Annotated in this window: 22 protein-coding genes; 12 read left to right on the top strand and 10 right to left on the bottom strand. The window is 62.9% G+C overall.

The annotated features are described in order from the left end of the window. Positions 1-67: 67 nt before the first annotated feature. The 4 genes from ACXAHG_RS19185 to ACXAHG_RS19170 form a co-directional block, all read right to left on the bottom strand. Positions 68-2,746, bottom strand: coding sequence for an ATP-binding protein (locus tag ACXAHG_RS19185; RefSeq protein WP_475059901.1), 2,679 nt, complete (start codon positions 2,744-2,746; stop codon positions 68-70). Then, on the bottom strand, positions 2,746-3,078 hold the full coding sequence (locus ACXAHG_RS19180; protein ID WP_475042749.1) for a hypothetical protein: 333 nt from the start codon (positions 3,076-3,078) through the stop codon (positions 2,746-2,748). Before ACXAHG_RS19180 ends, ACXAHG_RS19185 begins: the two co-directional genes overlap by 1 nt. Next, positions 3,075-3,455: a response regulator transcription factor gene (locus tag ACXAHG_RS19175; RefSeq protein WP_475042747.1), complete on the bottom strand. Its 381-nt coding sequence runs from the start codon at positions 3,453-3,455 to the stop codon at positions 3,075-3,077. Before ACXAHG_RS19175 ends, ACXAHG_RS19180 begins: the two co-directional genes overlap by 4 nt. 91 nt (positions 3,456-3,546) lie before the next feature. After that, positions 3,547-4,845 (bottom strand): short-chain fatty acyl-CoA regulator family protein, encoded by a 1,299-nt coding sequence (locus ACXAHG_RS19170; protein ID WP_475059899.1) that lies wholly within the window; start codon positions 4,843-4,845, stop codon positions 3,547-3,549. A 231-nt stretch (positions 4,846-5,076) separates the two neighbouring features. On the opposite strand from ACXAHG_RS19170, the gene ACXAHG_RS19165 reads away from it, so the two are divergent. The 8 genes from ACXAHG_RS19165 to ACXAHG_RS19130 all read left to right on the top strand — a co-directional run bounded on the left by ACXAHG_RS19165 (position 5,077) and on the right by ACXAHG_RS19130 (position 12,016). Further along, positions 5,077-6,423 (top strand): substrate-binding protein, encoded by a 1,347-nt coding sequence (locus ACXAHG_RS19165; protein ID WP_475042744.1) that lies wholly within the window; start codon positions 5,077-5,079, stop codon positions 6,421-6,423. Between the two features lie 139 nt (positions 6,424-6,562). Continuing rightward, complete coding sequence (locus ACXAHG_RS19160; RefSeq protein ID WP_475031142.1) at positions 6,563-7,594, top strand: branched-chain amino acid ABC transporter permease; 1,032 nt, start codon at positions 6,563-6,565, stop codon at positions 7,592-7,594. Positions 7,595-7,598: 4 nt separating this feature from the next. Then, positions 7,599-8,804, top strand: coding sequence for a branched-chain amino acid ABC transporter permease (locus ACXAHG_RS19155; RefSeq protein WP_475042740.1), 1,206 nt, complete (start codon positions 7,599-7,601; stop codon positions 8,802-8,804). Positions 8,805-8,816: 12 nt separating this feature from the next. Then, entirely contained in the window at positions 8,817-9,572 is a 756-nt protein-coding gene (locus tag ACXAHG_RS19150) for an ABC transporter ATP-binding protein (protein WP_475042738.1), read from the top strand. Positions 9,573-9,584: 12 nt separating this feature from the next. Continuing rightward, a complete protein-coding gene (locus ACXAHG_RS19145; RefSeq protein ID WP_475042736.1) occupies positions 9,585-10,340 on the top strand; it encodes an ABC transporter ATP-binding protein in 756 nt (251 codons plus the stop codon). 270 nt (positions 10,341-10,610) lie between these two features. Further along, a complete protein-coding gene (locus ACXAHG_RS19140; protein ID WP_475042734.1) occupies positions 10,611-10,871 on the top strand; it encodes a PepSY domain-containing protein in 261 nt (86 codons plus the stop codon). A gap of 63 nt (positions 10,872-10,934) precedes the next feature. Then, positions 10,935-11,474: a cytochrome b/b6 domain-containing protein gene (locus ACXAHG_RS19135; protein WP_475042733.1), complete on the top strand. Its 540-nt coding sequence runs from the start codon at positions 10,935-10,937 to the stop codon at positions 11,472-11,474. Then, positions 11,471-12,016, top strand: a complete 546-nt coding sequence (locus tag ACXAHG_RS19130) for a helix-turn-helix transcriptional regulator (RefSeq protein ID WP_475042731.1) — start codon at positions 11,471-11,473, stop codon at positions 12,014-12,016. Before ACXAHG_RS19135 ends, ACXAHG_RS19130 begins: the two co-directional genes overlap by 4 nt. A gap of 7 nt (positions 12,017-12,023) precedes the next feature. Here ACXAHG_RS19130 and ACXAHG_RS19125 read toward each other — a convergent pair whose 3' ends face one another. Beyond that, positions 12,024-13,520 (bottom strand): class I adenylate-forming enzyme family protein, encoded by a 1,497-nt coding sequence (locus tag ACXAHG_RS19125; protein WP_475059896.1) that lies wholly within the window; start codon positions 13,518-13,520, stop codon positions 12,024-12,026. Positions 13,521-13,615: 95 nt separating this feature from the next. Here ACXAHG_RS19125 and ACXAHG_RS19120 point away from each other — a divergent pair, with 95 nt between their 5' ends. From ACXAHG_RS19120 to aat, 4 genes are all read left to right on the top strand, one after another. After that, positions 13,616-14,152 carry a PAS domain-containing protein gene (locus ACXAHG_RS19120; RefSeq protein ID WP_475042727.1) on the top strand — a complete coding sequence of 179 codons (537 nt, stop codon included), beginning with the start codon at positions 13,616-13,618 and terminating at the stop codon, positions 14,150-14,152. Positions 14,153-14,318: 166 nt separating this feature from the next. Continuing rightward, on the top strand, positions 14,319-14,828 hold the full coding sequence (accB, locus tag ACXAHG_RS19115) for an acetyl-CoA carboxylase biotin carboxyl carrier protein (RefSeq protein ID WP_475042725.1): 510 nt from the start codon (positions 14,319-14,321) through the stop codon (positions 14,826-14,828). 9 nt (positions 14,829-14,837) lie between these two features. Continuing rightward, positions 14,838-16,187, top strand: coding sequence for an acetyl-CoA carboxylase biotin carboxylase subunit (gene accC / locus ACXAHG_RS19110; protein WP_475059894.1), 1,350 nt, complete (start codon positions 14,838-14,840; stop codon positions 16,185-16,187). Between the two features lie 77 nt (positions 16,188-16,264). Beyond that, positions 16,265-16,897, top strand: a complete 633-nt coding sequence (gene aat / locus ACXAHG_RS19105) for a leucyl/phenylalanyl-tRNA--protein transferase (RefSeq protein WP_475042722.1) — start codon at positions 16,265-16,267, stop codon at positions 16,895-16,897. Here aat and ACXAHG_RS19100 read toward each other — a convergent pair. The 5 genes from ACXAHG_RS19100 to clpX all read right to left on the bottom strand — a co-directional run bounded on the left by ACXAHG_RS19100 (position 16,861) and on the right by clpX (position 19,990). Beyond that, positions 16,861-17,220, bottom strand: a complete 360-nt coding sequence (locus tag ACXAHG_RS19100) for a DUF2155 domain-containing protein (protein ID WP_475042721.1) — start codon at positions 17,218-17,220, stop codon at positions 16,861-16,863. The genes aat and ACXAHG_RS19100 overlap by 37 nt on opposite strands. Then, complete coding sequence (gene mlaD, locus ACXAHG_RS19095) at positions 17,220-17,672, bottom strand: outer membrane lipid asymmetry maintenance protein MlaD (RefSeq protein WP_475042720.1); 453 nt, start codon at positions 17,670-17,672, stop codon at positions 17,220-17,222. Before mlaD ends, ACXAHG_RS19100 begins: the two co-directional genes overlap by 1 nt. A 24-nt stretch (positions 17,673-17,696) precedes the next feature. Continuing rightward, positions 17,697-18,083 carry an NADH:ubiquinone oxidoreductase subunit NDUFA12 gene (locus ACXAHG_RS19090; RefSeq protein WP_475042719.1) on the bottom strand — a complete coding sequence of 129 codons (387 nt, stop codon included), beginning with the start codon at positions 18,081-18,083 and terminating at the stop codon, positions 17,697-17,699. Positions 18,084-18,217: 134 nt separating this feature from the next. Next, positions 18,218-18,583 (bottom strand): RidA family protein, encoded by a 366-nt coding sequence (locus ACXAHG_RS19085; protein WP_475042717.1) that lies wholly within the window; start codon positions 18,581-18,583, stop codon positions 18,218-18,220. 138 nt (positions 18,584-18,721) lie between these two features. Further along, positions 18,722-19,990: an ATP-dependent Clp protease ATP-binding subunit ClpX gene (gene clpX / locus ACXAHG_RS19080; RefSeq protein ID WP_475059892.1), complete on the bottom strand. Its 1,269-nt coding sequence runs from the start codon at positions 19,988-19,990 to the stop codon at positions 18,722-18,724. Positions 19,991-20,109: the final 119 nt, after the last annotated feature.

Raw genomic sequence — 20,109 nt, 5'->3', positions numbered from 1 at the left:
CCTTGCGCGTCCCGTTTCCCCGGTTCTACCCGAAGGGAGGTTAACAACTCCTGTACCTCAGAGCAGATCACGCGGCCTTTTCGCCTGCTGCAGGTAAGGAAACCCGGAAAGCGCCGCCACTGTGCCCTGGCAGATACAGCACATCGCCGCCCAGCCGCTGCATGACCTCGCGGCAGATCGCCAGCCCCAACCCGGCTCCGCCGGCGCGCTCCGGGCTAACGCGCGAAAATTTCTCGAAAATCATCTGCTGAAAATCCGCCGGCACGCCGCTGCCGTTGTCGATGAAATCAATGTGCAAGCGCCCTCCTGCGGCAGCGGCGGCAATCGTCAATTCCGGCGTTTCCGCATCGCAGTATTTTTGGGCATTTGCGATCAGATTGATAAATACCTGCGCCAGCCGGTCCAGATCGGAGGACAGACGGAACCCCTCAGTCTCCGGGTTTCGTATAACCCTGAGCGGCCGGTCCGAGCCTGCCAGCGCCGCAGCAACCGCGTGATCCAGCACATCAGGCAGCGTGCCCGCTGTCATATTGAGGCTGACCTGCCCGTTCTCCAGCACGCTAAGATCCAGCAAGTCGTTCAGCAGCCGGGTCAGCCGCAAGGTCTCGTCATGAATGATTCCCGCATAGTGGCGCTGGTCCTGCGGGCTGAGCTGACCATCATCCCGAAGAATTTCCGAAAACGCCCGGATCGACGTCATCGGGGTGCGCAGCTCATGGCTGACCTGGCTCAGGAAGGCGTCCTTTTGTTCGGAAATCTGGGTTAGTTTCTCATTGGTTTCCCGCAGCTTACGCGCGGTTTCCGAGAGTTTTTCCGACTGCGCTTCCAGCCGGTTGGAATATTCAAGCATCTGCGCGGTTTCATCCGCAACCGCCAGCAGGTCGGCAACAGAAACAGAGGAGCCGCCAGCAATCTGGCCGATCATCGCATGGGCCGCGGCCGCACCGATCGAGGCGCTCAGCTCCCGCTCCAGCCGCTCCAGGAATGCAGGCGTAGGTTCCGGCAACGGGCCGCGGCCACCCTGGCGCAGCCGCTCGCGCTGGAAAAACGCCTGTGCCTCATGGGCGCCCAGGATCCGCTGCGACATGATCATCAGATCCTCGCATTGCGCCACCGAGCCGGTCCAGCCACGCGGTCCTGCGGAATGGTCGAAAACATTGACAAACTGTGCGCCCTGCAGCCGTTCCAGCGGGCTGGGGAAGCTCATCAGCGACACCAGGCAGAACGCCAGTGCATTGAGGCTCATCGACCACATCACCGCATGGACTGTCGGGTCCAGCCCCTCTACCCCGAACAGCGCCTCAGGGCGCAGCCAGCTGAGGCCGAACAGGCCGTGGCGCAGGATATGTTCCGGCAGCAGCCCGCCACCCAGGGCAGGCAGCAGCATGGTGTACAGCCAGATCGTAAAACCGACGGTCAGCCCGGCCAGGGCACCGCTGCGGGTGGCGCCGCGCCAGAACAGCCCGCCCACCAGCGCAGGCAGGATCTGCGCCACCCCGGCAAAGGAAATCAAGCCGATTGCAGCCAGCGCCGCCGCCCCGCCTGAGAGGTGATAGTAGAAATACCCCAGCGCCATGATCACCGCGATCGATACCCGGCGCGACAGCAGCACAACGTCGCGCACGTCGCCGGAGACCGAGGCCTGGCGGCTCTGCAGCCGCAGCCAGACCGGCATCACGATATGGTTCGACACCATCGTCGACAGCGCCATGGCCGCCACGATCACCATTGACGTCGCCGAGGAGAACCCGCCCAGGAACGACAGCACCGCCAGCCCCTGCTGGCCTTGCTGCAACGGCACCGTCAGCACGAACATGTCCGGGTTGGACCCTGCCGGCAGCAGCTCCAGCCCCACCGCAGCAATCGGCACCACAAACATCGAGATCAGCAGCAGGTACAGCGGAAACGCCCAGGAGGCGATGCGCAGGTGGCGTTCGTCCTCGTTTTCGACCACCATCACCTGGAACATCCGCGGCAGGCAAACAAAGGCCGCCGCAGCCAGAAAGGTGATCGCAGCCCAGCGGCTGCCGTCCACATTCCACTGGCCGATCTGCGAGGCATCAATGCGCTGCAGCGTTTCGCCGACACCGCCGGCCACGCCCCAGACCACAAACACGCCCACCGCCAGCAAGGCAGCCAGTTTGACAATCGCCTCCAGCGCCACGGCTGTGACCACGCCGTGGTGGCGTTCATTGGCATTCAGGTTGCGGGTGCCGAACAGAATGGCAAAGACCGCCAGACCGGCGGCAACCCAGAACACGGTGGAGGTCTCGTTGAAGCCGCGCAGAGGATCGGCTTCGGCGAAGATTGCAAAGGACAGCGTAATCGACTGCAGCTGCAGGGAAATATACGGCGTAACACCAATCACCGCGAGGATGGTCACACCGGTCGCCAGCAGGTTCGATTTGCCATAGCGCGACGACAAGAGGTCGGCGATGGAGGTGATCCGCTGGCTGCGCCCGATCCGCACCAGCTTGCGCAGCCCCCACCACCAGCCGATCATAACCAGCGACGGACCGAGGTAGATGGTCACGAACTCCAGCCCGGACCGCGCGGCATAGCCGACGGCGCCGTAAAAAGTCCAGGCGGTGCAATAGATTGACAGCGACAGCGTATAGATCAGCGGCGAGCGCATCCAGGCAGCGCTGCGGCCGCGGCTTGCCATGCGGTCAGCCCAAAAGGCGATGAAGAACAGAAAGGCCACATAGGCAAGGCACACAAAGGCAAGCACATTTAGCGAGGCCATCAGCTGTCCTCCGCCGCACCTGGCGCGTCTGCCCCGTCCGGCCCGCCGCCGGTCCAGTGGTCCGCCCACCGCTGCACTGCCAGGCTGAAGATGAAGCAAGCGCCGATCAAACCTACCCAGACGGCGAAAATATATATGATCGCCGAAGACATGCTGACGCCGTCCCGGGCGGCCGGATGGGTCGAGGCCTCGGGCCACAGCAGCGGCAGCGCCAGCAGCAGCGCGCCCAGCACCGGCAGCAAGCGCGCGATGTCCATCAGGCGGCGGCGGCGGTAGGTCTGGCGTTCCGCGCGGGTGCCGGTTTGCTCTTCGGTGCTGCTGTCCCGGGTCATCCCTGGCCGGCCTGGGCGTGCAGATCGCGCACCGCTGTCAGCACCTCGGCATTGGAGAAAGGTTTGGTCATAAAGCGGGTAACCCCGGCTTTTTCCGCCATTTCGCGGTCGCGCATCTGGCCGCGGGCCGTGAGCATGAGCACTGGAAGCTTGGTCATTCCAGCTGCTCCGCGCAGCTCGCGGACGATCTCAAGCCCGCTTTTGCCCGGCAGCATCAGATCTAGAATCACCAGATCGGGATTCGCGTCCCGGATCAGATCCACCGCCGTGGCGCCATCCGTATGCGCGTCCACGCTCCAGCCGTCCCGTGTCAGCAGGAACCGGATGGCTTCGGTGATATTCGGTTCATCTTCAATCAGAACAACATGCCTGCCCATCAGCAGAAATTCCTCCCCGCGCTGCCCTCCGCCGAACCGGCCCGGGCACGCATTCATTTTTGCGCAGGTTAGCCCCCTGCCCGCATCACTGTCAAAACTCTTCCTTCAGGATCGACGGCTCCCGCCGGGCTGCACAGCCCTGCCGGGGGCACACCCGGCAGCTGGCGCCCACCAGTTGGGGATCCTCCGCATCTTTGGTCCCCGGCAGGATCAGCATCACCGCCCGGTAAAGCGGATCGGCATTGAAATCCGGCATTTCCTGCGGCCAGGCAACGGCCATGCAGTCAAAGGCCGCCGCGTTGCGCCCTTGCTGCAGCACGTTGCGCCGGACCGGCACATGCGGGTTCACCAATGCTGTGTAAAGCGGCCACAACGGACAGGATGCGCCAAAGCGCGGCATCGCAAAACCAGTTACCGGCTTTCGGAACAGCAGCGTGCCAGAGGCATCGCAAACTGCCAGCCCCGCCTCTTGACCCAGCACCTCTTCAGGCAGCGCGGCCAATCGGCGCAGCACTGCCGCCAGGCCGCAGCCAAAACGGCGCGCCAGGGCAACCGGCGCGATGCCGCGGGTTTGAATCTCCCGGCTTATCTGCGGCAGCGGCATTGCCTGCGCGTCCGCAAGGTATTGCTCCAAAGCCGCCCGGGCCAGGCTGCGCGCGGCCCCGCTGGTCAGGTCGGGCGCATCCTGCAACAGGTGCTCCGGCCCGGTAGTGCCATCCTCCAGCACCGGGAAGTGAAACCCATGCGCCTGAAAGAAAGACTCGACTTCTTCCTGCGGCATGCCGCGGCGGTCGGCGCCGGTATCGCCCTCGTCGAGGAAATTCACCAGGGCACGGCTGCTTTCCGACAGGCGCAGCGAATCCTGATTGAGGTTCTTGTGAAAGCGGTCGCGCCATTCCGGCTCCAGTTCCCCGGTTTCTGCCAGGATCGATGCGGTAGACCGGATCGCTGCTGCGGTCGACAACACCTCATGCACCGAGGCGGCCAGGTTGGGATCATGGGTCAGCCGGTCCGACAGGGTTTCAACCGTGCGCTCCAGCGTCGCGACGCGGCGGTGCCCGGCGGCCAGCACCTCGGCCCAGCCCGGGAAACGGCCTGCGAATTCATCCACCCTGTCCAGCTCCGCCACGGGCACGCCGCTGTCCGCCGCCGCCTCCCGCAGGGTCGAGATCAGCGCTGCCTCTGCGCCCTCGCTCAGCATTGAGGGCTCCACGCCCAGCACCCCGGCGATGCCAACCAGCAATTTGCCGCCGATTCTGCGCCGGTTGTGTTCGATCAGGTTAAGGTAAGACGCCGAAATCCCAGCCTCCCGCGCCAGTTCTGCCTGGCGCAGCCCAAGGATCAGCCGGCGCTCACGGATCCGGCTTCCGGTCAGGGTGTCGCGTGCCATTTCAGCGGGTCTCCCAAAACTCTGTCATTTCAAGGGCTTTCTGCAACGCAATATAAGTTTGTTTACAGAACACCACAGAATACTGTTCAGTTCTTTACAGGATTTTCAAGCATTAAAAGGGTTTTATTGCCTGAGTTTACATGACGCTCCCATACTGATTTTGCACGAATTGTGCTGGTACCGCGCAGAAGTGAGGAGCTGCAAGGGACCAAACATATTAGGGAGGAATACATGTCTAAGTTCGACGTTTCGCGCCGAGGTCTCTTGCGGACCGGTGCCGTGGCAGGCGCAGGAATTGCACTGCCGACCATCTTTACCGCGCAAAGCGCGCACGCATTTACCAATGAACCGACCGGCGGCACCGTTACCCTCGGCTTCAACGTGCCCCAGACCGGCCCTTACGCGGACGAAGGCGCCGACGAACTGCGCGCCTATGAGCTGGCGGTCGAGCACCTGAACGGCGGCGGCGACGGCGGCATGATGAACACCTTCAGCTCCAAGGCGCTGCAGGGCAACGGCATTCTGGGCAAGAAGGTGCAATATGTCACCGGCGACACCCAGACCAAATCCGATGCCGCCCGCGCCTCTGCCAAGTCGATGATCGAAAAAGACGGCGCCATCATGATCACCGGCGGCTCGTCCTCCGGTGTGGCCGTGGCGGTGCAGGCGCTCTGCCAGGAGGCCGGCGTGATCTTCATGGCCGGTCTCACCCACTCCAACGACACCACTGGCAAGGACAAGCGGGCCAACGGCTTCCGCCATTTCTTCAACTCCTACATGTCCGGTGCGGCGCTGGCGCCGGTGCTGGCAGGCGCCTATGGCAAGGACCGCAAGGCCTATCACCTGACCGCGGACTACAACTGGGGCTACACCACCGAAGAGGCGGTGAAATCCTCGACAGAGGCCATGGGCTGGGAAACCGTTGCCGCAGTGAAGACCCCGCTGACGCAGACCGATTTCTCATCCTATATCGCACCGGTCCTGCAGTCCGGCGCCGACACGCTGGTTCTGAACCACTACGGCGGCAACATGGTGAACTCGCTGACCAACGCGGTTCAGTTCGGCCTGCGCGACAAGCAGGTGAACGGTAAGGACTTCCAGATCGTCGTGCCGCTCTACTCCCGCCTGATGGCCAAGGGTGCCGGCGCCAACGTCAAGGGCATCTTCGGCTCCACCAACTGGCACTGGACGCTGCAGGACGAAGGCTCCAAGGCCTTTGTGAAGTCCTTCGGCACCAAATACGGCTTCCCGCCGAGCCAGGCCGCGCACACCACCTATGTTCAAACCCTGCTCTATGCGGATGCGGTTGAACGCGCGGGCTCCTTTGCGCCCTGTGCCGTCGCCGAAGCGCTTGAGGATTATGAATTCGACGGCCTGGGCAACGGCAAGACGCTGTACCGCGGTGCCGACCATCAGTGCTTCAAGGACGTGCTGGTCGTGAAGGGCAAGGAAAACCCGACGTCTGAATTCGACCTGCTCGAAATCGTCGAAGTCACCCCGGTTGACCAGGTGACCTATGCCCCGGATCACCCGCAGTTTTCCGGCGGCGCCCTGGGCACTTGCAACAACGGCGCCTGAAGCGGCCGCTTGATCTGCACCTGAACAGACGGGCGGCGGGCTTTCCAGGCGAAGGCCCCCGCCCCCTGCTGCTCCCGCAAAAGCCGCCCTGTGACGGGCCTGACCGCTTTATGCACTCACACTTTCAGAGGGTGGGACAATGGACGCCATAATCCTCCAAATCCTGAACGGGCTCGACAAGGGCTCAGCTTATGCGCTGATCGCGCTGGGCCTGACACTCATTTTCGGCACGCTGGGCGTTGTGAACTTTGCCCATGGCGCATTGTTCATGATCGGCGCCTTCTGCGCGGTGACCCTGAGCCGCATCCTGACGCTGAGCCACACGATCATCGACGAAACGCAAAAGGACTTCCTCGGCAATCCGCTGAAGGTTGAGGTCCCTTATGTGCATGACCTGTTCGGCATAGCCACGGGCGATGCGATCATCGACTGGGCGGTGCCGCTGTCCGTCCTCTTTGCCATTCCGATCATGATCCTGGTTGGCGTGGTGATGGAGCGCGGGCTGATCAAGCATTTCTACAAGCGCCCCCATGCGGACCAGATCCTGGTGACCTTCGGCCTCGCCATCGTTCTGCAGGAAGTCATCAAGTATTTCTACGGCGCCAACCCGATCCCGACCCCGGCCCCTGCGGCCTTCAAGGGCTCGCTGGATTTCGGCGCCATGCTGGGCTTTGACCCGAACCTGATCATCTATCCCTACTGGCGGATCATCTACTTCGGCTTTGCCGCAGTGATTATCGGCGGGGTCTTTGCCTTCCTGCAATTCACCACCTTCGGCATGGTGGTCCGCGCTGGCATGGCCGACCGTGAGACCGTCGGCCTTCTGGGTATCAACATCGACAAGCGGTTCACCATCATGTTCGGCATCGCCGCCGCGGTCGCAGGCCTGGCCGGCGTCATGTACACGCCGATCAACTCCCCCAACTACCACATGGGCATGGACTTTCTGGTTCTAAGCTTCGTGGTGGTCGTCGTCGGCGGCATGGGCTCCTTGCCCGGCGCGGTGCTAGCAGGCTTCCTGCTGGGCGTGCTGGAGAGCTTTGCCTCGATGCGCGAGGTCATCGACATCATTCCGGGCATCAACCAGATCATCATCTATCTGGTCGCCATCATCATTCTGCTGACCCGCCCGCGGGGCCTGATGGGCCGCAAAGGCGTGATGGAGGACTAAGACCATGTTCAACCTGAACAAAAAAGACCTGAGCCTCCTGATCATCGTGGCGGTGCTGACCCTGTTCGCCCCCTTCATCCTGAACCCCTTCCCCGCGGGCAGCGCGATGGCGCAGTTCAACGCAGGCTATCCGGACCTGATGCAGCGGTTTGTGATCTTCGGGATCTTCGCCATCGGCTTTAACATCCTCTTCGGCCTCACCGGCTACCTGTCCTTTGGCCACGCGGCCTTCCTCGGTGTCGGCTCTTATGCGGCTGTCTGGATGTTCAAACTGCTGAGCATGAACGTGATCCCGGCGATCCTGCTGGCGGTGATCGTCTCCGGCCTGTTCTCGCTGCTGATCGGCTTTGTCTCGCTGCGCCGCTCGGGCATCTACTTTTCGATCCTGACGCTGGCCTTTGCGCAGATGATGTTTGCCCTGGCCTATTCGGTGCTGACCCCCATCACCGGCGGCGAGACCGGCCTGCAGCTGGCGCTGGATGATCCGCGCATCCTGGGCGCAAGCCAGACCGCCGAGGGCAACATTCCGGTGCCCGGCCTGTTCGGACTGGAAATGCGCGACAGCGCCGAACTGGTAATCGGCAGCTGGGTCTTCACCTTCAACGTCGGTTACTATTTCTGCGCGCTGGTGCTGCTTGCCTCCTTCTACCTGGCGATCCGCATCTTCCGTTCGCCCTTCGGCATGATGCTGCGGGCGGTGAAGTCGAACCAGCAGCGGATGAACTACACCGGCCTCAACACCCGGCCCTACACCCTGGCAGCCTTTGTAATCTCCGGCATGTATGCAGGCCTGGCAGGCGGGCTGATGGCCTCGATGGACCCGCTGGCGGGCGCCGAGCGGATGCAGTGGACGGCCTCCGGCGAGGTGGTGCTGATGACCATCCTTGGCGGTGCCGGCACGCTGATCGGCCCGGTACTGGGCGCAGGCTTCATCAAGTACTTCGAGAACATCTTCTCCAAGATCAACGACAACGTCCTGCACAGCTGGTTCAGCTTCCTGCCGGATGGGCTGGAGGACGCGGTGGTCTTCATCATCCACCCCTTCATCGGCAAGGGCTGGCACCTGACCCTGGGCATCCTGTTCATGCTGGTTGTGATCTTCCTGCCCGGCGGCCTGGTCGAAGGCGGTCAGCGGATCCGGGGCTGGCTCAAGAACCGCAAGACCAAGGACAACGGTTCAGCCTCCCATGAAACCAACCCTGCGGAATAAGGAGACAGACAGATGAGTATCCTTGAAGTCAAAGACGTGGGGAAACGGTTCGGCGGCCTGCAAGCGCTGTCCGAGGTGAACCTCAGCGTTAAGGAAAACTCGGTCCACGCGATCATCGGACCGAATGGTGCAGGCAAGTCGACCCTCTTGAACTGCCTGGTGGGCAAGCTGATCCCCGACACCGGATCGGTGATGTTCGACGGCCAGTCAGTGCTGGGCCGCGCCCCTTATGAGATCAACCAGATGGGTATCTCCCGCGTGTTCCAGACGCCTGAGATCTTCGGCGATCTGACGGTGCTGGAGAACATGATGATCCCCTGCTTTGCCAAACGGGACGGCGCGTTTGAACTGAACGCCCTGTCCGCAGTGCTGCAACAGAAGGACATTCTGGAGAAGGCCGAGCACATGCTGGAAGAGATGAACATGGCGGACAAACGGCACATGCATGCCGCCGCCATGTCCCGCGGCGACAAGCGGCGGCTGGAGATCGGCATGTGCCTGAGCCAGGAGCCGCGTCTGCTGCTGCTGGACGAGCCCACCGCCGGCATGGCGCGTGCCGACACCAACAACACCATCGACCTCTTGAAACAGATCAGCGACGAGCGGGACATCACTATCGCGATCATCGAGCACGACATGCATGTGGTGTTCAGCCTCGCCAACCGGATCACCGTGCTGGCTCAGGGCACGCCGCTGGTCGAGGACGATCCGCAAAACATCCGCGGCAACCCAAAGGTGCGCGAAGCGTACCTGGGCGAGTCGGCGTAAGGAGGAACCAAGATGAACGTCAAACCCGATTTCTCCAGGAACGCCAATGTGGCCTCCACCGCGCCAGCCTTCCTGTCGGTCTGGGATGTGCATGCCTACTACGGCGAGAGCTACATCGTGCAAGGCATCAACTTCAACGTCCACGAGGGCGAGATCCTGGCGCTCCTGGGCCGCAACGGTGCGGGCAAGACTTCGACCTTGCGCTCCATTGCCCGCACCGGTTCACCTATGGTGACCCGCGGCGAGATCTGGCTGGACCACAAGCCGCTGCACAAGATGACCTCCTACGAGGCCGCCGCCGCGGGCCTGGGCCTGGTGCCGGAGGATCGCCGCATCATCCCCGGCCTGACGGTCGAAGAAAACCTGCAGCTGGCGCAGATCGCCCCGCCGATCGGCTGGTCGCTGGAGCGCCTCTACGACCTGTTCCCGCGTCTGGGCGAACGCCGCAAACAGGAAGGCGTGACACTGTCGGGCGGCGAGCAGCAGATGCTGGCGATTGCCCGCGCCCTGGCCCGCGACATCAAGGTGCTTTTGCTGGATGAACCCTATGAGGGCCTTGCCCCGGTGATCGTGGACGAGATCGAAAAGACCCTCATCCACATCAAGGAACAGGGCATGACCACCATCATCGTCGAGCAGAACGCGGTGCGTGCGCTGGAGCTGGCCGACCGCGCGGTGATCCTGGATACCGGCGGCATCGTCTTTGACGGCACCGCTGCCGAGGTGCTGGAAAACGAAGAGCTGCGCGCAGAATACCTGGCGATCTGAAGAATTCATCTCCGTCGTGCCGGCCACCCGCGTGCCGGCACTGGCAGACTGGGGCCGGCTCTTTTCAGAGCTGGCCTCTTTTTTTGCCGCCGGCCCGGGATGCCTCCCGGAACCCCTTGTTTCCCCGCCATAAACGCAAGTTATACACCGCAGATTTCCGGCCCCTTCTGCCCTGCCGCCTATTCTGAATGTCCGCCCTCCCCCCAAAATCGCTGAGACAGCCCGCGCTGACCGGCGCAGGCCAATCACACAGCGAAAAAGGACATGACCATGCACGCTTCTGTAAAAATTCTGGCCCTTGCCCTCACCCTGCCCGCCGCTGCGGCGCTCGCCTCGGAAACATCCATCAGCCCGGACACCGAAACCAAGATCAGCGATCTGCTGACCGGCCAGGGCTTTCAGGTCACGGAGATCGAAGCCGAAGACGGCATGTTCGAGGCCGAAGCCACCAAAGACGGCAAAGAATACGAGTTCCTTCTGAACCAGCAGTTCGAGGTCGTGAAGATCGAAGAAGACAACGACGACGACTGACCGCCACAGACCAGGTACATCCCGGGGCCGGCATCCCTGCGCCCCGGGCAACAGGAGGCTGACATGCAGAAAACATATGTCTGGGACCCGATGGTGCGGTCGTTTCACTGGCTGCTGGCGGCCGGGTTTGCCGCCAATGCGTTGCTGACCGACCCGGACGGGACCCTACACCAATACATCGGCTATTTCATCGCAGCGCTTGTAGGCCTGCGCGTGATCTGGGGGCTGATCGGCAGCCGCTACGCGCGGTTTGCCAGCTTCCCGCCGGATGCCCGCGCCGCGGCAGGCCAGCTGACAGAAATCGCCACCAGCCGGACCAGCCGCCACACAGGGCATTCTCCGCTGGGGGCTCTGATGATCTACAATCTGCTGCTGACGCTGCTGGCTGTTGCGCTGACAGGCTGGCTGGCGGCCAGCGTGATCCCAGCCGCTGGCTGGCCGGAAGACCTGCATGAGGCGCTGGTTTCCTGGGCGGAAATCTCGGTTCTGCTGCATGTGGCGGCGGTGCTGTTCGAAAGCCGCCGCACCAAAGTCAATCTGGCGCGCGCCATGGTCACTGGCTACAAAGAACTGCCTGCAACCGACACGGAGCCTGCGCAATGACACCGAACCGGCAAGACCCGGCCAAACCCTGGATCCTGATTGCCGTCATCGCCGTGCAGGCTCTCTGCGCGGCGGTGTTTCTGGGGGACATGTTCGCCGACCTTTCCGGCATGGAGGCAGGCGAGGCGGAGCAGGGCGAAGGCGCGCATGCCTATATCGAGGGCGTGGCGGCGGTGGCCCTGCTGGCCGCCATCGTGATCGAGACCCGCATCCTGATGTGGCTGTTGCGGCGCAAGGCGCATCTGGAGGACAGCCTGAATTCGGCCCAGGCCGCAGTTCAGGAAGTGATCGACGCGGAATTTGCCAACTGGAGCCTGACGCCGGCGGAGCTGGATGTCGCGACCTTTCTGGTCAAAGGCCTCAGCACCGCCGAAATCGCTGCCATGCGCGGCAGTGCCGAGGGCACGGTCAAGGCGCAGCTCAACGCGATCTACCGCAAATCCGGCACCAGCAACCGGGCCGAACTGATGAGCCTCTTGATCGACACTATGATGGGCCAGCGCCCGGCGGCAGCCGGCGGCGGCTCTGCCCGCACTGCCTGAACGGCCCTCACAGCATTTTGCGCAGTTCCGTCTTCAGCACCTTGCCGTAGTTGTTCTTGGGCAGCGCCTCGATGCGCAGATAGGCCTTGGGGCGTTTGAACCGGGCAATCCTGCTGTTGCACAGTTCGTCCAGCTCTGTCTCCGGCGCATCTCCGACAACAAAGGCCACCACTTCCTCGCCCCAGTCCGCATGCCGCCGCCCCACTACCGAGACCTCGCGCACGCCTGGGTGCATCAGCAGCACCTCCTCTACCTCGCGCGGGTAGACGTTGGAGCCGCCGGTGATGATCATGTCTTTGGACCGGTCCTGCAGCGTCAGGTAGCCGTCTTCATCCATCACGCCCATGTCCCCTGTCATCAGCCAACCCTTCACCAGCGTCTTGGCCGTGGCCTCCGGGTTCTGCCAATAGCCCGGCATCACCGCATCGCCGCGCACCATGATCTCGCCATGGCTGCCCGCCGGCAGCAACTCCCCCTCCGGCGAACCGATGCGCACCTCGACCATGCTTTGCGCCCTGCCGACGCTGGCCAGCCGTTCCTTCCACCGCGGATGCCTGCGGTCCTGCACATCATGGCGCGGCAGCGCGGTGATCGCCATCGGGCATTCCCCTTGCCCGTAGACCTGCACAAAGACCGGGCCGAAATGCTCCACCGCCTCCATGATGTCGGCCACATACATCGGCCCGCCCGCATAGACCACGGTTCGCAACCCCTCGCCGCCGCAGCCCAGCCGTTTGGCCTCTGCCGTCATCCGGGTCACCATGGTTGGCGCCGCAAACATATGCACCCGTCCGAAATGCGCGGCCAGATCAAAGATCTCTGCCTCGTCGAACCCGCCGGACACCGGGCAGACATGCGCGGCCCCTGCCAGCACATGCTGGATCGCATAAATCCCGGCGCCGTGGCTCATCGGTGCTGCGTAAAGCGCATGATCCTTCGCGCTCACCTGATCCACGTCCGCAAAATAGGCCAGCGCCATGTTCACCAGCATCCGGTGGGTGATCATAACCCCCTTGGGCCGCCCGGTGGTGCCCGAGGTGTAGAACAGCCAGGCCAGATCGCCGGGCGCGCGCGACACCGGTTCCGCCACCGGCTCCGCCTGCAACGCCTGTTCGTAATCCGCACCCGTAATGTCGACGCAGCGGACCTGAGCCTCACCAGCTGCGACTGCCTCTGTCAGACCAGGCGAGGTGAACACCAGCCGCGTGCCCGAGTTTTGCAGGATGAACTCCGCCTCCTTGCCGTGCAGCTTGGCGTTGACCGGCACGGCCGCCGCGCCTGCGTACCAGATGCCGTAAAGGGCAATCAGATAATCCGGGCTATTCTTCATGAAAATGCCAACCCGGTCCCCGGACTGGATGCCCTGCTCTTGCAGCCAGCCCGCAACCGACACCGCCCGGGCGTGGAAGCCCGCATAATCCGCAACCAGCTCCTGCCCGTGATACAACGCAGGCCGAGCGCCATCCGCCGCTGCCATCCGCTGCAGCCAAACTGCCAAGTTCATATGCCCATCCTCTCCGGCTTGCCCCGCAGCGCGCAACGTGGCACGCAAGGACAAGCCACTTCAATTCCGAAGAAATACCCGGGTAGACCTACCATATGAGCGATCTCGCCTTTGACCATGCCCCTGTGGGCCTTGCCGTGCTGGAACGCCGCGTCATCACCCGGTGCAACCTGCAATTCGCGGCGACCTTTGGCGGCGCGCCAGCCGATTACACCGGCATGCTGATTGCCGAGCTGTATCCCAGCCAGGAGGATTTCAACCGCATCGGAGCCCTGCTGCAGCAGCCCGAGGCGCAAAGCGGCAGCTACAGCGACGAACGCATCATGCGGCGCCGGGCCGGCGGATTGTTCTGGTGCCGGGTACGCGGCCGCTCGGTGACACCTGAGGCACCGTTTCAGACCGGGATCTGGTCCTTTGCCGATATCTCAGACGACCGCCCCGTGGTCTCCCTCACCCCGCGCGAGCGCGAGGTGGCGATCCTCACCTGCAAGGGGCTGTCAGCCAAGGAAATCGGCAAGCAGCTGGACCTGTCTTACCGCACCGTGGAAAGCCACCGGGCGCATCTGCTGCAGAAATTCGGAGCCCGCAAGCTGCCGGAACTGGTGGCCAAGCTGACCGGCATGCCGCTCTGAGGCAATTTTGCGGCGGGCAATTGCAAATCCGTCAATCTGCCTCCATGTTACGCCAAGCATCGACAGCGCTTTCCTTGCGGTAATCCTTGCCCTATAAGCGCGCTAATTTCCTGCCTGCCGGGCTTTTCGGGCCTGGGCGGGCATGTCGGAACCGGCTGAGGACAATATGACAAACAAATCTCACGAAGCGGATGTGGCATTCATCAAGGCGCTGGCGGAACTGCTGCGCGACAACGATCTGACCGAACTGCAGGTCAAGCGGGAATACGGCGAGGAGGACAGCCTGAATGTGCGTGTCTCGCGTCAGACCGCCATGGCTGCTGCACCGGTTCAGGTTGCCGTGCCTGCCGCCGCTGCCGCCCCTGCCCCGGTTGCAGCCGCTGCCGCGCCTGCTGCCGCACCGGCCCCGGCTGCAGCTGCCACCGACGATCCTGCCAGCCACCCCGGCGCCGTGACCTCGCCGATGGTCGGCACCGTCTATCTGGCACCGGAACCCGGCGCAGCCGCCTTCATTTCCGTTGGCCAGCAGGTCAGCGAAGGCGACACCCTGCTGATCGTCGAAGCCATGAAGACCATGAACCACATCCCGGCGCCGAAATCCGGCACCGTGAAGCGCATCCTGGTCGAAGACGGCGCAGCCGTTGAATTCGGAACCCCCCTGGCCATCATCGAGTAAGGATCTGCCATGTTTGACAAGATCCTGATTGCCAACCGCGGCGAGATCGCACTGCGCGTGATCCGTGCCTGTCGCGAAATGGGCATCAAGTCGGTGGCGGTGCATTCCACCGCCGACGCTGACGCGATGCACGTGCGCATGGCCGATGAATCGGTCTGCATCGGCCCGCCGTCGGGCGCCCAAAGCTATCTGTCGATCCCGGCCATCATCTCCGCCTGCGAGATCACCGGCGCCCAGGCGATCCACCCGGGCTATGGCTTCCTGTCGGAAAACGCCAATTTCGTTCAGATCATCGAAGACCACGGGCTGACCTTCATTGGCCCCTCGGCTGAACACATCCGCATCATGGGTGACAAGATCACCGCCAAGGAAACCGCCAAGAACCTCGGCATCCCGGTGGTTCCGGGCTCCGATGGGGGCGTGCCGGACCTGGCGTCGGCCAAGAAGGCCGCAGCCGACATGGGCTACCCGGTGATCATCAAGGCCACCGCCGGCGGCGGCGGCCGTGGCATGAAGGTGGCCGTGAACGAGAAAGACCTTGAGGTCGCCTTCTCCACCGCGCGCTCCGAAGCCAAGGCCGCTTTTGGCAATGATGAGGTTTACATGGAGAAATATCTCCAGAAACCGCGTCACATCGAAGTTCAGGTCTTTGGCGACGGCAAGGGCACCGGCATTCACCTGGCTGAACGCGACTGCTCGCTGCAGCGCCGCCACCAGAAGGTTTTTGAAGAGGCCCCCGGCCCCTGCATCACCCCGGAAGAGCGCGCCAGGATCGGCAAGATCTGCGCCGACGCCGTGGGCAAGATGGGTTATTCCGGCGCAGGCACTGTCGAGTTCCTCTATGAGGACGGCGAGTTCTACTTCATCGAGATGAACACCCGCCTGCAGGTGGAGCATCCGGTGACAGAGGCCATCTTTGGCGTCGACCTGGTGCGGGAACAGATCCGTGTGGCCGAAGGCCTGCCGATGTCCTTCACCCAGGACGACCTGGAGATCAACGGCCACGCCATCGAGGTGCGGATCAACGCCGAGAAACTGCCGAACTTTGCCCCCTGCCCGGGCAAAATCACCGCATTCCACGCTCCCGGCGGGCTGGGCGTGCGGATGGATTCGGCGCTTTATGACGGCTATTCGATCCCGCCCTATTACGACTCGCTGATCGGCAAGCTGATCGTGCACGGCCGCGACCGGACCGAGGCGCTGGCGCGTTTGAACCGCGCCCTGGGCGAGCTGATCATCGACGGCATCGACACCACCGTGCCGCTGTTCCACGCGCTCTTGCAGGAACAGGACATCCACACCGGTGACTACGGCATCCACTGGCTGGAACGCTGGCTGGAAGAAAACACGCCGGGTTAACACCTCACGGGGCGCGCGCCATTGGCAGCGCCCCGTTTTACATTTGCCCCCATTTCCCGTTTATACTGACCGGCACCATGAGCTTGACTGCGGATCTCTTGCTGCACGCCTATTCCGCCGGTGTTTTCCCGATGGCCGAACACCGCGACGACCCGGAAGTGTTCTGGGTCGACCCTAAACGGCGCGGTATTCTGCCGCTGGACGGTTTCCGCATCTCCCGGTCCCTCGCCAAGCGCATCCGCAACGGCGGGTTCGAGATCACCGTGAACCGGGACTTTGCCGGCGTGGTTGACGGCTGCGCCGACCGGGCAGAGACCTGGATCAACAGCGAAATCCGGGACCGTTATCTGGACCTGCACATGATGGGCAACGCCCATTCGCTGGAAGTCTGGCATCAGGGAATGCTGGCCGGCGGCACCTATGGTGTCTCGCTGGGCGGTGCGTTTTTTGGCGAGAGCATGTTCTCCCGCAGCCGCGACGCCTCCAAGGTTGCCCTGACCTATCTGACCGACCGGCTTGTGCAGGCGGGCTTCACCTTGTGCGACACGCAGTTCCTGACCCCGCATCTGGCCTCACTGGGCGGGATCGAAGTCACCCGGGCCCGCTACCGCGCGCTGCTGCGCGAAGCCCTGTCGAAAGATGCGGATTTCATGCAGCCTGCGGTGCCCGCGCCTCAGCTGCTGCTGCAGCGCATGACCCAGACATCATAACGGTTGTGGTCCAGCGCGTTCAGCGCCGGGCTGGAAGCAATCATCCAACCCTGAAAATGCGTCGCGCCATCATCCGGATTGCGTACGGTCAGATAAGCAAAAGCATCGCCCGTCGGATTCTCTGCCGGGTAGCGGCAATCTGAAACCGTCACCAGCAGCCCGAACAGCTCAGCACTGGCGCCAATTGCTACTTCGGCGTCCATCGTGTGGCCGTTGACCTTGTCCAGCGCCCGCAGCACCGCAGCATTTCCCTGCGCCGCCTGCTCCTGCCCCCAGGCTGGCAGCGCCAGAACACAGGCCGTCAGCGCAGCAGTCAGACGCATCAAGATTCTTCTCCGCCGCCCGCGACGAATTTGACCAGCAGCGAAATCAGGCTGACCGCGCCCTGGGTATCTTCAATCTCGTCGCCGGTCTCAAAAGCAAATGGCGATCCGCCAGGCATGATCTCCACGAAATTGCCGCCCAGCAAGCCCTCGGAGGAAATAACCACAGCGCTGTCATCCGGGATCTCGATACCTTCCTTCACGGAAAACACAGTATCCGCGCGGAATGTCTCAGGGTTCAGGCCAACCCCCGTGACCGTGCCGATCTTGACGCCGGCCAGCCGCACGTCGGTGCCAACGCTGACACCTTCCAGCGACCGGAAAGAGGCGTTCAGATCATAGGTGGATCCGCCCTGCGACAGGCCCGCTGCCTGCCCTGCATAGACGGCAAAGGCAACTGCCGCGGCCAGAACGACACCGCCGGCAAAAACTTCGGTAGGGTTATGGGACATGAAATCAGCCTTCTGGCAGATGTTTTACTCGGGCACCCAGGCCTCATAATCGCGGCGCTCTTTCGGGGCACCGCCTGCACGGATGGAGCCCGCCGGGGCATAAGCCATCATGGTGCCGGTCAGGTTTTCCTGATGCGGCTTTTCCCAGGCCTTGTGCTTCAGCGGCTTTTCGCTCGGCACCTCGTCAAAGGTCCGGTGCAGCCAGCCGTGCCAGTCGGGGCTGACACGGGATGCTTCCACTTCGCCGTTGAACATCACCCAGCGCTTGCTGTCGTCCGCATTTCGGTAGAACACGTTGCCCTGATCATCCTCACCCACCTTTATGCCCTTGCGGGCGGTGAAGATCCGGGTGTTCAGGGTGGAGCCGTTCCACCAGGTCACGGCGCGCAGAAGTGTGTTCAGGATTCCCATGGGTGCCTCCGGATTTTTGCGTCTTCGATATGGCCCAATTTCCCGCCAAGGTCCAGTGGCTTGCGCCTTGGGCAGCCCGGGACCTGGCGGGATTTGGCAGATTTACCTCAGCGGCCGCTGCGCCGCTGGCCCGTTCAGCTTTCAGCAGGCGCCAGCGCGGTCAGTTCGATCTCGATGCGGAACTTGGGATCAATCAGATTGCATTCCACCATGGTCGCCGCCGGAGGGTTGGCGCCAAATGCTTCTGCCAGGACCGGCCAGCAGGGTTCGAACTCAGCTGCATCCGGCAGATAGTAGTTCACCCGCACCGCATCGGAAAATCCCGCGCCCGCCTTCTCCAGCGCCGCGCCAATGGTTTCCAGCGCCGATTTGCACTGGGCCACAACATCGTCGCCCTGCCCCACGGTGCCCGCCACATGCACAAACCCGCCGGCCACAACAGCCCGGCAATAGCCAATCTTGGCCTCGAATTCTCCCCCGGAGGAAATCCGCTTGATCACTGCCCTCTCCTTCCTCTTGCCAAAAATATCCCGGGGGCGCAGCGGCCTGCCGCTGCGGGGGCAGAGCCCCCATCCAACCGTCCCCCAAAAACAAACGGCGCGGAAAACACCGCGCCGTCTGATCTAAGTCCTCTCCGCTCAGCCCGCTGACGCCGGCTCTTTCTCGGCATCCGCATGGATCATCAGCGGCTGCGCCTCCGAGGTCACCGCCTCCTCATTGACAACCACCTTGGTCACGCTCTCCATGCCGGGCAGGTCAAACATGGTATCCAGCAGGATGTCCTCCATGATCGAGCGCAGGCCGCGCGCGCCGGTTTTGCGTTCGATCGCCTTGCGGGCAATCGCCTTCAGCGCCTCGTCGGTAAAGTCCAGCTCGGTGTCTTCCAGCTCGAACAGGCGCTGGTATTGCTTGACCAGGGCGTTCTTGGGCTGGGTCAGGATAATCACCAGCGCATCCTCGTCCAGATCCTCCAGCGTTGCCAGCACCGGCAGACGGCCGACAAATTCCGGGATCAGGCCGAACTTCAGCAGGTCTTCCGGCTCCAGGTCCTGGAAGATCTCGCCGACGCCGCGCTCATCATTGTCGCGCACATCGGCGCCAAAGCCCATTGCCGAGCCCTTGCCGCGCTGTGCAATGATCTTGTCGAGACCGGCAAAGGCGCCGCCGCAGATGAACAGGATGTTGGTGGTGTCCACCTGCAGGAATTCCTGCTGCGGATGCTTGCGGCCGCCCTGCGGCGGAACGCTCGCCACCGTGCCTTCCATCAGTTTCAGCAGCGCCTGCTGCACGCCCTCGCCCGACACGTCGCGGGTGATCGAGGGGTTCTCCGACTTGCGGGTGATCTTGTCGACCTCGTCGATATAGACGATGCCGCGCTGCGCCCGCTCGACGTTGTATTCCGAGGCCTGCAGCAGTTTCAGAATGATGTTCTCGACATCCTCGCCTACGTAGCCCGCTTCGGTCAGCGTGGTCGCATCTGCCATGGTAAAGGGCACATCCAGGATCCGCGCCAGCGTCTGCGCCAGCAGCGTCTTGCCGCAGCCGGTCGGGCCGATCAGCAGGATGTTCGATTTCGCCAGTTCGATGTCCGAGCCCGCCTTCTGCGCGTGGTTCAGACGCTTGTAGTGATTGTGCACGGCAACCGACAGCACCCGCTTGGCCGTGGCCTGGCCGATCACGTAATCATCCAGCACCTGGCAGATGTCCTTGGGCGTCGGCACGCCGTCGGTAGCCTTCAGCCCGGAAGCCTTGGTCTCCTCACGGATGATATCCATGCACAGTTCAACGCATTCATCGCAAATGAATACGGTGGGGCCTGCGATCAGCTTGCGCACCTCATGCTGGCTCTTGCCGCAAAAGCTGCAATAAAGGGTGTTTTTGCTGTCGCCGCCTGAATTCGTCGCCATGGTCTACCTTTCAGTCCGCCCGGTCCGCTGCGCCCGCACTGCGGGGCAATCCAACTTTCTGTCAGCTTAAGCCAGTGCTTAGGCCGCCACAATGTGAAAGTGCGCCCCAATTTGAACCC

This window comes from Leisingera sp. ABD4_442, assembly GCF_056160905.1.
Note: the sequence above shows the minus strand (reverse complement) of the source record. Positions and strands in the feature narration are given on the sequence as shown.